Source organism: Craterilacuibacter sp. (genome assembly GCF_051659485.1).
GTDB lineage: Bacteria > Pseudomonadota > Gammaproteobacteria > Burkholderiales > Chromobacteriaceae > Craterilacuibacter.
The window spans coordinates 1-10,248 of record NZ_JBOFOO010000181.1 but is presented as its reverse complement, the minus strand read 5'-3'; the positions used below and the strand labels follow the sequence as shown (position 1 = coordinate 10,248).

The 10,248-nt window shown below is 58.0% G+C and carries 9 protein-coding genes, 1 pseudogene and 2 riboswitches; of the genes and pseudogenes, 7 read left to right on the top strand and 3 right to left on the bottom strand.

Going from position 1 to position 10,248, the window contains the following annotated elements:
• On the top strand, positions 1-2,106 hold a 2,106-nt coding region (locus tag ACRC1E_RS06540), incomplete at its 5' end, for a DNA translocase FtsK (protein ID WP_438514305.1).
• 41 nt (positions 2,107-2,147) lie between these two features.
• Here the strand turns inward: ACRC1E_RS06540 and ACRC1E_RS06535 are convergent.
• The gene (locus ACRC1E_RS06535; protein ID WP_438514304.1) at positions 2,148-2,282 is read right to left on the bottom strand and encodes a hypothetical protein; all 135 of its coding nucleotides are present in this window, start codon (positions 2,280-2,282) and stop codon (positions 2,148-2,150) included.
• Between the two features lie 409 nt (positions 2,283-2,691).
• Between ACRC1E_RS06535 and hflX the strand changes: the two genes are divergently transcribed.
• Positions 2,692-4,080, top strand: a complete 1,389-nt coding sequence (gene hflX, locus ACRC1E_RS06530; RefSeq protein WP_438514303.1) for a GTPase HflX — start codon at positions 2,692-2,694, stop codon at positions 4,078-4,080.
• A gap of 208 nt (positions 4,081-4,288) precedes the next feature.
• Here the strand turns inward: hflX and ACRC1E_RS06525 are convergent, their stop codons facing one another.
• Both ACRC1E_RS06525 and ACRC1E_RS06520 read right to left on the bottom strand, forming a co-directional pair.
• Positions 4,289-4,429, bottom strand: coding sequence for a hypothetical protein (locus ACRC1E_RS06525; protein ID WP_438514302.1), 141 nt, complete (start codon positions 4,427-4,429; stop codon positions 4,289-4,291).
• A 92-nt stretch (positions 4,430-4,521) separates the two neighbouring features.
• Positions 4,522-5,130 (bottom strand): trimeric intracellular cation channel family protein, encoded by a 609-nt coding sequence (locus ACRC1E_RS06520; RefSeq protein ID WP_438514301.1) that lies wholly within the window; start codon positions 5,128-5,130, stop codon positions 4,522-4,524.
• A gap of 117 nt (positions 5,131-5,247) precedes the next feature.
• Positions 5,248-5,340: riboswitch (glycine riboswitch) on the bottom strand.
• A 1-nt stretch (position 5,341) separates the two neighbouring features.
• Positions 5,342-5,427: riboswitch (glycine riboswitch) on the bottom strand.
• Between the two features lie 159 nt (positions 5,428-5,586).
• Between ACRC1E_RS06520 and ACRC1E_RS06515 the strand changes: the two genes are divergently transcribed.
• From ACRC1E_RS06515 to ACRC1E_RS06495, 5 genes and pseudogenes are all read left to right on the top strand, one after another.
• On the top strand, positions 5,587-6,090 hold the full coding sequence (locus tag ACRC1E_RS06515) for a GspH/FimT family pseudopilin (protein ID WP_438514300.1): 504 nt from the start codon (positions 5,587-5,589) through the stop codon (positions 6,088-6,090).
• 16 nt (positions 6,091-6,106) lie between these two features.
• A complete protein-coding gene (locus tag ACRC1E_RS06510) occupies positions 6,107-6,652 on the top strand; it encodes a type IV pilus modification PilV family protein (protein ID WP_438514306.1) in 546 nt (181 codons plus the stop codon).
• Positions 6,649-7,479, top strand: coding sequence for a PilW family protein (locus ACRC1E_RS06505; RefSeq protein WP_438514299.1), 831 nt, complete (start codon positions 6,649-6,651; stop codon positions 7,477-7,479). The genes ACRC1E_RS06510 and ACRC1E_RS06505 overlap by 4 nt, the downstream gene beginning before the upstream one ends.
• Complete coding sequence (locus tag ACRC1E_RS06500; RefSeq protein ID WP_438514298.1) at positions 7,451-8,083, top strand: PilX N-terminal domain-containing pilus assembly protein; 633 nt, start codon at positions 7,451-7,453, stop codon at positions 8,081-8,083. Before ACRC1E_RS06505 ends, ACRC1E_RS06500 begins: the two co-directional genes overlap by 29 nt.
• 396 nt (positions 8,084-8,479) lie before the next feature.
• A pseudogene (locus ACRC1E_RS06495) lies at positions 8,480-10,248 on the top strand (hypothetical protein); the annotation flags it as partial.

Sequence of the window (10,248 nt, the reverse complement as noted above, 5' to 3'; positions counted from 1 at the left end):
CATCCCCAGGCTCATGCCACCGCAGCCGCCTCTGCTTTATCCGGCAATATGGTTTATGCACCATTTCGCCCCGCGGCCGAGGTGGTACAGCGCCGCCCGCCACCGCCTGCGCCAGTTGTACCGGTGCAGGCGGTGGTGGCGGCCGAGTTGTCTGTTTCTAGCCAGGAGGCCATGCCGCCCGCACTCGCGAGCGTACTGCCTGCGGCTGCGGTGGTGAGTGTGCCTGCTGCAGCTTTTGTGCCTGAGCCTGAGCCAGCATCACCCGCCATCCTTGGCGAGGTACCGCCTTTGCCTAGTCATGTTTCGCCTGCGCCTCTTGTTGAGGACGTGCCGCAGCCAACGCTGGCCGCTGCAGTGACGCCTGCGCCTGTTGCGTCAGGCTTGATCCCGGCTCAGGCCGATGTGGTGTGGCACTTGCTGGAAGATGAAGCAGAAGATGAAGCACCTGCCGCAGCCGTGCCTGATGCACCCCCTGTCGCTCCTGCGCTGGTGTGGCAGGTGCTGGACGATGTGGCGCCGCCGGTGCCGGCTCCACTTCCGCCTCCACTTCCGCCTGCAGCACTAACAGTTGCCGCAGTTCAGGCTGCCCCGCCCGCTGCGCTGCGCGTGCCGGCCTATCACGCCATTCCCTTGCCGGCGCTGGATCTGCTGCAGCCGGCCGAGATCAAGAGCACGGTCTGTAACGAAGAAATGCTGATCGAGCGCGGCATCGTGATCGAGGAGCGTCTGGCCGAATTCAAGGTCAAGGTGGCGGTGGTTGATGCCTACGCCGGCCCGGTGATTACCCGTTATGAAGTCGAGCCTGCGGTCGGGGTGCGCGGCAATCAGGTGGTCAACCTGATGAAGGATCTGTCGCGCGCACTGGGACTGGCCTCGATCCGGGTGGTGGAAACCATACCCGGCAAGACCTGCATGGGGCTGGAATTGCCCAACCCGACACGGCAGATGATACGGCTGTCCGAAATCCTGTCGGCCGAGGTGTTTCAGGACTCGCGCTCCAAGCTGACCCTGTGTCTGGGACAGGATATTACCGGCGCACCGGTGGTGATGGATCTGGCCAAGGCACCGCATTTGCTGGTGGCAGGGACGACCGGCTCGGGCAAATCGGTTGGCGTTAACGCCATGATCGTGTCCATGCTGTACAAGGCGACGCCGGAGGAAGTGCGCTTCATCATGATCGATCCCAAGATGCTGGAACTGTCGGTGTACAACGACATCCCGCACCTGTTGGCGCCGGTGGTGACCGATATGAAGCTGGCGGCTAATGCGCTGAACTGGTGCGTGGGCGAGATGGATAAGCGTTACCGGCTGATGAGTGCACTGGGGGTGCGCAACCTCGCCGGTTACAACCAGAAGGTGCGCGAGGCCGAAATGCGCGGCAAGCGCCTGACCAATCCGTTTACGGTGACCCCGGACGATCCCGAGCCGCTGGAGCATCTGCCCTTTATCGTGGTGGTGGTGGACGAGTTCGCCGACCTGATGATGGTGGCCGGCAAGAAGATCGAAGAGCTGATTGCGCGTCTGGCGCAAAAGGCACGTGCTGCCGGTATCCACCTGATTCTGGCTACCCAGCGCCCGTCGGTGGATGTGATTACCGGCCTGATCAAGGCGAATATCCCGACCCGTATCGCGTTTCAGGTGTCGAGCAAGATAGACAGCCGCACCATCCTCGACCAGATGGGCGCCGAGAGCCTGCTGGGGCAGGGCGATATGCTGTTCTTGCCGCCGGGCACCGGTTATCCGCAGCGGGTGCATGGTGCTTTTGTCACCGATGACGAGGTGCACGCCATTGTCGAGCACCTCAAACAATACGGCGAGCCGGACTATATCGACGGTATTTTGACAGGCGAAGCGGTGGCGGATGAAGAATCGCAGGCCGCCGGCGCTTCTGCCCAGCGTGCCAGCGAAACCGATCCTCTGTACGACGAGGCGGTCGAGATTGTGCTGCGCACGCGCAAGGCTTCGATCTCGTCGGTGCAGCGCCAGTTGCGCATAGGCTACAACCGCGCGGCGCGCCTGATCGAGGAGATGGAGCAGGCCGGTATCGTCAGCAATATGGAAAGCAACGGAAATCGTACGGTATTGGTGCCGCAGCGCGAGTTCTAGGCAGGATCAAAAAAGCCGGCAATGCCGGCTTGTTTCATGCTTCAGGTGTGGCGCCCGATGCGGTGGCGTACCGGCAAGGGGCTGATGCGAGGTGGCGAGAATTTGGCTTTTCCCTGGCGCGAAAAATTAAGGCCGGCAAAGCCGGGTATGGGTGTCGACGGGGGCTGGTGTTTCATCGCTGCACTCCTGTTACACGGGATGAAGCAGGTGCTTCACTTGCTATTTTTGGCACAAGCACAGCGTGAGGGCAAGTTGGCGTGCTCGCGCTAGCGAGTCTGTCGTGCTTTCCCTATGCCGTGATTGACGCATTATTCTTTGACTAATTCTTCAGCAAAACAGTGCGTTTTCAGCAAGCCATGGCGATTTTTTGAGATTGTCCTCCAAGCATTTAATATAAAGAACTCAAAAAAGCGAAGTCCGACAGGCTGCTGGAAAAGACCAGGCTATGCGCTGGGCGCAGCAAGTCGAGGTCGGGTTCTATCGCAGCCCTTCATGGCTAACGATGGCCTGCCACGCATTCGGCCAACGGAAGGTGCCATTTGTGGGTACTATCTGGGCTCGTCATCAAGTTAAAGCAATCTGCACATGCAAACAGAAGTCAAAGAGAAGCCCCGCTACGCCCTAGTGGCATCAGTCCAGTTGCCGGATGTCAGTGATACCGAGTTCGAGGCGTCGCTCGCCGAACTGAGCGAATTGGCCAAGACGCTGGGTTTTCAAGTGGTGCATACCTTTGTGCAAAAGCGCAGCAGCTTCGACCGCACGGCTTATCTGGGTGTGGGCAAGCTGGAAGAAATCAATATGTTCGTTAATCGCGGTGTCCGCAATGACGAACTGGAAGCTGGATCGCAAGTGCTGGAACCCGCTAACGTCGAGTTCGACGTTTTGCTGGTGGACCACGAAATCTCCCCGTCGCAGGCGCGTAATCTGGAACTGGCCGTTGATTGCCCGGTGATGGACCGCACCATGGTCATTCTGGAAATTTTTCATCGCAATGCCCGCTCACGCGCGGCACGCGCGCAGGTAGAAATCGCCCGCCTAGGCTATATGGCTCCGCGCTTGCGCGAAGCGGCCAAGCTGGCCGGTCCGCAGGGTCGGCAGCGTAGCGGCATGGGTGGTCGTGGTGCGGGTGAATCGCATACCGAACTGGACCGTCGCAAGGTGCGTGACCGCATCGCCGAACTGCAGCGCGAAATCATCGCCATGGAACTGGAGCGCAAGACCCAGCGTGCTCGCCGTCTGGAGCGTCAGAGTCTGGGGCTGGGCGGGGTGTCGCTGGTGGGTTATACCAATGCGGGCAAGTCCACGCTGATGCGGGCGCTGACCGGTAGCGAGGTGCTGGTGGCCAATAAGCTGTTCGCCACGCTGGATACTACGGTACGTGCCCTTTATCCGGAAAGTGTGCCACGTGTGCTGGTTAGCGATACTGTCGGCTTCATCAAGAACCTGCCTCACGGCCTGGTGGCCTCTTTCAAGTCGACGCTGGAAGAAGCGCTGGATGCGGCGTTGTTGCTGCATGTGATTGATGCCAGTGATCCCGGCTTCTTGCGGCAGCTGGAAGTGACCGACGAAGTGCTGCAGGAAATCGGCGCCGACGAAGTGCCGCGCATTCGCGTGTTCAACAAGATCGACCATGTCGGTGATGAAGCCGAGCAGGCTGCCTGGACTGCCGAACTGCTACAGCGCTATCCGGGTTGCGTGGTGATGAGTGCGCGTCGACCGGAGGAAGTCGCCAGCCTGCATGCGCTCATCGTCTCCTTCTTCCAGCAGGATCTGGTGGAAGAAGAGTTGCTGCTGCCGTGGTCGGCACAACAACTGCGTGGTGAGATCTATAGCCACTGCCAAGTGTTGGAAGAGCGTGCTGAGGAAGAAGGCAGCTGGTTCCGAGTGCGTGGCGAGCCGGAAAAACTACGCAGTCTGCGTGAGCAGCTCAATCCGGGCGCGCAGGGCAGGGAAAAGGAAGACTGGGAAATCTGAGGCGCGATCACCGCCTCCGCGGTTCGATGCTGCAGCGTGGAGCCGCGGTATCGAACCCAAGACCGAAGAGGGCGCTGGTAGTCATGATAATCCTTAGTGCCAAATAGGAAGCAGCCCAGCAAGCGTAGCCTGCTGGGCTGTTGGATTTACGCTGGCCATCATAGTAGCGCGACTCAAGGTCGCGTTATTACCGTGTCTGGCGATGCGCTTAGCGCAAGTGACGGCGGCGTGGCTGCTCGCGTTCGCGGATGCGGATGGGAATCAGCTTGGGCGCGGCTTTGCGCGGCAGGGTGAAAAACAGCACTAGGGCAATGGCCAGTGCCAGGAAAGCTGGTGTCAAAATATCCATTATAAGTTCCCTCTATTGGCCGCAGGGCTAGATGCCCTGACCTTTTTGAGTGTGGAGGCAATCTGGCGTGGCTGCAAGAGCAGGCCGGGTGTTTATTTGGCTTCCCAGGAAAATACTGGCAGGCTCAAATGCCAGCGCAGCGCCATCATGCGTAGCGTCACGCCCACGACGAAGCCGCTGATCATGATGATGTTTTCCGGAATGCCGATCTTGCTCATCAGCAGATAAGCCAGTGCCACGATAAACGACACGCTGGCGTACAGTTCCTGGCGGAAGACCACCGGCACCCGGTTGCACAGCACATCGCGGATCACGCCGCCGGCAATGCCGGTAATCATGCCGGCCATAATGATGACAGGCTCCACATAGCCCATTTCCAGTGCCACACTGCAGCCTATCAGGGTAAAGGCAACCAGCCCCAGTGCGTCCAGAAACAGGAATACAGGTGACAGGCGGTGTATGGTGCGCGCCAGCGGAATGGCGGCCATGCCGGCAAACAGCACCAGATAGATGTATTCGGGGTGTTGCGTCCAGCCGATGGGAAAGCGTCCCAGCACGATATCGCGCACGGTGCCGCCGCCCAGCGCAGTCAGGAAGGCGATAACGGCGACGCCGAATATATCCATATTGCGGCGGCCTGCCGCCAGCGCACCGGTCATGGCCTCGGCGGTGATGGCAATCAGGTAGATTAGCGTCAGCATGTGCACCCCCTAAGAGCAGAGGCTGGCAACACAAAGGAATGGCGAAATTCGCCGGTTGATATTTTTGTCATGGATAGAGACTCCTCTTGAGCGGCAAGCCCCAGGCTTGCACGCTTGCCTCTCCCCTTGTCCTTTTTACCTGAGAGTTTGCGGCAATGCCGTATGCCCCTTCGGTGGGCCGCTTGCGCGACCGCTCTCCAATCGGCGTATCAATGAATCCGCAGTCTGTTTGCCTGAGCGATCATGGGAGTTTGCGCCTTCGGCGGGCCATGCCGGCCTCTCTCCTGCGGAAGAGGCGCGATGCTAGCACAGTTTCGGCCCTGATATTTCATGCCTGCATGAATGTGTTGCAGAAATGATGCGTATGGCTCGATGAAAGTCAACTACAAATAAATTAAAATTGCCTATGATTAGTACATGTAGATATATATTTACATGTAATTAACAGGTGCAATCATGCGCTATCAATACTACCGGCGTACCACATCAGGCTTCTCCCTGATCGAGATGGTCATCACCACCGTGATCCTCGGCATTTTGCTGGCGATCGGCATGCCCTCCATGCAGCGTTTTTCCGATGATGCCAAGGTGCGCTCGGTCGGGCGCGAGCTGGCGGCCGGACTGTGGCAGGCGCGTGCCCAGGCCCAGAGCCTGCAGCAGACCGTGACGGTCTGCGCACGCAGTACGCAGGGGGCATGCAGCAGCAGCAAGGTCGACTGGAAAAACGGCTGGATCGTGTATGTGGGCGGGGTTTTGAATAAGCGCCCCGCTACGGCCAGCATCCTGCTGGAAAGCACGCTGGACCAATCCCGCATCGCTCTGGGCGTGGACAATCCCCAGCTGAGTTTCGCGCCCAATGGAGGCGCTCTGGCCCAGACGATATCGGTCAGTTGCCAGAATTGCCAAGCCGATCCTCGAACCTTGACCATTGCTCGTAACGGGCAGGTCACGATCAGCTAAAGCGGAGGGCCGCGTGATGACAGAGCGGGGTTTAAGCTTGATCGAGGTGCTGGTTGCCCTGGTGATCAGCATGTTGGGCATGCTGGGCATTGCCGGCCTGCTGCTGAGCAATCTCAAGAATGGTGGCAACAGTTACTGGCGCACCCAGGCTGCCATGCTGTCGGAGGAAGTGACCGAGCGCATCCGCATCAACTCCTATTGGCCGGACCAAGGCACCTCCGCGGTTTTGCCCGATTACAGCATTGAGTGCAGCAGCATTGCCAGCATGCCCCTGCCTTGTACGGTCAATGGCAGCGGTACGCTCTGCTCCGGCAGTACCGATGACACCAAGATAAACAATGCCAGAAAACTGGACCAGTACCAGCTTTGCCAGAAAGTGGGCGATGTTGCCTTGGGTGGCTTGCCTGGCGGCAAACTTAAAATAGAGCGTAAGGACAGCAGCGATCCCAGTTATGGGGCCTCCCTCGGCTCCCACTATCTGGTAACTCTTTCCTGGAAAATACGCAGCCAGCGCAATGCGCTGCCCGAACAATTTCAATATCAGACCCGGTTCAAGCCATGAAAACGCGATCCAGAATACAGCAGGGGCTGAGCCTGATCGAATTGCTGGTGGCGATGGCGCTGGGCCTGATTATTACCCTGTTCCTGTCGGCCCTGTTCATACGCTCAAACACGACAACGCGTAATCTGGACCAAGGTGCGCAAATGGCCGATTCCGCCCGTTTTGCGTTGAACGAAATAGGCCGGATCACGCGCCAGACTGCCTTTATTCCGGGCAAGGTCAATGCTTCGGCTGCGCTGGGGGCCGAGCGCACCGATCACAGTTGGAGTGACAAGGTTACCTTCAGTTACAACGTGGAAAATTCAAGAGTGGCTTCGGACAACACCATGCGCGATTGCAGCGGCACCATTGTCAATGCGGGCGACGGTATGGTCATCAATGAATTCATGGTCGAAGAAAGCAATGGCGTGCGCCGCTTGGTCTGCAAGTCCACCATAGGCAGCAAGACCACGGTGCATGCCGTGATTGCCGAAAACGTGGAGGCCATGCGTGTGATGGTGGGGTATGCCATGAATGGTGGCGGGAGTGGTGAGGACGGAGGTCGCGGCTGTATTCCTAATCAATTCCTGTTTGCCAAAAGAAGCGGGGAAGCGCCGGTGGCATTGCCGATGGTGGCATTAAGGGTCGGGCTGCTGATGCGCAGTACCAACCCGCAAAGCGGGAATATCCAGAACAGCACGAATTCATTTCCCCTACTGGGGCAGGAGCTGTCCGGCGTATTGGTCTTGAGGGCAAATGACTTGAATTACGGCGGTGGATTCAATGGTCGCTATTTGCGGCGTATCTATGGAGCGAGCTATGTGTTGCGAAACAGTTGTGCCCGTTAAAGCGCCCGTGCGGGAGCGGGGGGTCATCCTTTTTGTCCTGCTGGTGCTGCTGGTAAGTATGACGCTGCTGGCGGTGAGTTCCGGCTATATGGTGGTGATTTCAGAGCGCAGTGCGCGCGCCTGGCGCGACAGCTCCATGGCTTTTGTGATCGCCGAAACGACGCTGCGCCAGATCCAGAACCAAGAGCTGGACAAGATTGCCCGTTCGGATCTGGATGCCTGTGATGATTTTAAGGATCAATTTGTGCCGAAGGTAACAGGCACCTGCCTAGAAAATAATGAGAAGAGCTATCTGGCCAGCCGGATCAGTGATTTTGATGCGGTCATGGCCTCGGCATCGAATAGCGGCTGGGCGAGCAGTCCGTCCGCCTGGGTCCCGCCTAGCGTGGAATCCGCAACGCAGGGCGCGCCGCGCTACTTTGTCGAGAAGGTCCGGATCCGCGAGCCGTCACTGCTGGGCGCGGGTAGTCCGCTGGATGGCAGCGTGAGTAGCAATCCGGACAGTAGCAATGTTTACCAGTACCGCGCCACGCTGCGTGCTTTCGGTCCCACCCGCCTGTCGGGGCTGGCCGCGATGCAGACGCTGGAAGCGACATTCCAATAGAGGGTATTTGCCATGAAAAACCGCATCCGACTGATTGTCGCATGGCTCCTGCTGCATACTGCCATTCAGGCCGGGGCAGGGAATATTACGCCCTATGCTATTTCACAGTTTCCGCCTTCCATGGCGGAAATGGTGATGCCCAATGTGCTATGGGCTTTGTCGATAGAAACCCCGACTGCCGGCGCGGCTTACGTTGACAAGAATGAGCTGAACTCGGATGCCGATCTGGCTAGGCGTTATCTCGGCTATTTCGACCCGGATAAATGTTACAGCTATATCAGCACAGGCAAGGACGACAATCTTGCCTACTTCATGCCTGCTGGCCCGGTTGCGAATGCAACGCTGCATACCTGTGCCGGTGGCAAATGGAGCGGTAATTTCCTTAACTGGGCCACAATGAGCGCCCTCGATATATTCCGCTCATTCCTGACGGGGGGCAACCGGGCGCTCGGCTCAGGCGTGACCGTGGCTGACATGAAGGACTGGTATAGCAATGGGGATCAGAAAAAGGATACCTGGTTACGCCGTGCCCGCGTGACCGGTAATAGCATTAACTTTGGTTTTCGGGCCGAGCGGCGCGTTCTTAAGGTCCGGGTGAATGAACTGACGCCTTATAGCAAAGACTTGATCAGTATCGAAAGCTATGGTTTTAAGATGTCAATTAGGGAGACTGCTAATATTTCTGGTCCTGTATTGGATCAATATAATGTGGTCGTTAAAGTATGTGATAAAGATGCAGGCTTGGAGCCGAATTGCGTCGCTTATGATAAAAATAATAAGATTTACAAGCCGGAAGGGCTTATCCAGCGCAATGCGGCCAAAATGCGCTTTGGTGTGGTCAGTTATCTCAATGAGTCGACGTTCCGCAATGGTGGTGCGGTACGGGTGCGCATGCAAAATCCGCTACAGGACTGGGATCCTGCTTCCGGCCGCCTTAATGAAAATCCCAATCCAGACGATGCTTTGGCCAGCCTGGTGCCCAATAGCGGGAATATCAATTTTATCAACAAGTTTGGCGATGCTTCCGGTTATAAAGAGTGGGATCCTGCCGCAGAGCTTTTTTACACCGGTCAGCTTTATCTGCGTAACAAGGCTTTGCCTGAGGATTACACCGAAGGGTTAGTCCGTAATCCGGCCATGAAGGATTCTTTCCCGGTGATTAGTAACTGGACAGACCCGATCATTAATGTATGCCAGAAAAACTTCGTTATTTATATCGGCGATACCAATACCCACTTTGATGCAGAATTGCCAGGGTCGACCGCATCGGCCGCGCCCTTGCCGCAAGACAGCGAAGTGAATGTTCAGACCTGGCTGCAGAAGATCAATGCCGGCACCACGGGTGGTATCAATATGGGCACAACGGGCTATCGTGGCTCGCCGTCTTATATCGCGGCGCTGGCCTACTGGGCGAATGCCAGCGATATCCGCCCCGATCTTGCAGGCAAGCAAACCGTACAAGCCTTTACGGTAGACACCGTTGAGAATAACAACCCGAAAAATCAGACAAGCAATGCCCTTTATCTGGCTGGCAAATGGGGCGGGTTTGTTGACGGCAATGATAACGGCCTGCCCGATCTGGATTCTGAATGGCGCGACAGCGGGCGCAGTATTGCCGCCTATCCGTCAGGTGTGCCCAGCAACTTTGCCCAGGCCAATAACCCGGAAGCCATGGTCAAGGCACTGGATGCGGCGCTCAAGAATGTCGCCGCCAACAGTCAGCAGACCCTGGCACGCCCCAGCGTGACCCTGCCGGCCTTGCCGCCGAGCGGCAGTTCGACGGCATTCTGGCCCTCCTACAACCCCAGCAACTGGAGCGGTGATTTGCTGGCGCGGGAGATGAGCCTTGCCGGCCCGGCCGCCGTGCCAAAGTGGAGCGCACAGGCCATGCTGGAGGCCACCGCCCCCGATACGCGGCGCATCTTCAGCTGGCATGCAGGCAGTGGTCAGGATTTCCAGCCCAACCAGAACTGGCTGCAGAACCGGATGGATAGTCAGCAGATCAGCTATCTGCGCGGCGACCGCAGCCAGGAGGCGGAAGGCGCCACCCCGGCCTACCGCAAACGGGGCAGCGTGCTGGGTGATATCGTCAACAGCACGCCGGCCTATATCCCGGCACCGCGCGCGGCGACGGCCGGCTGTGAATTTGATGCGGCAGCCAAAGA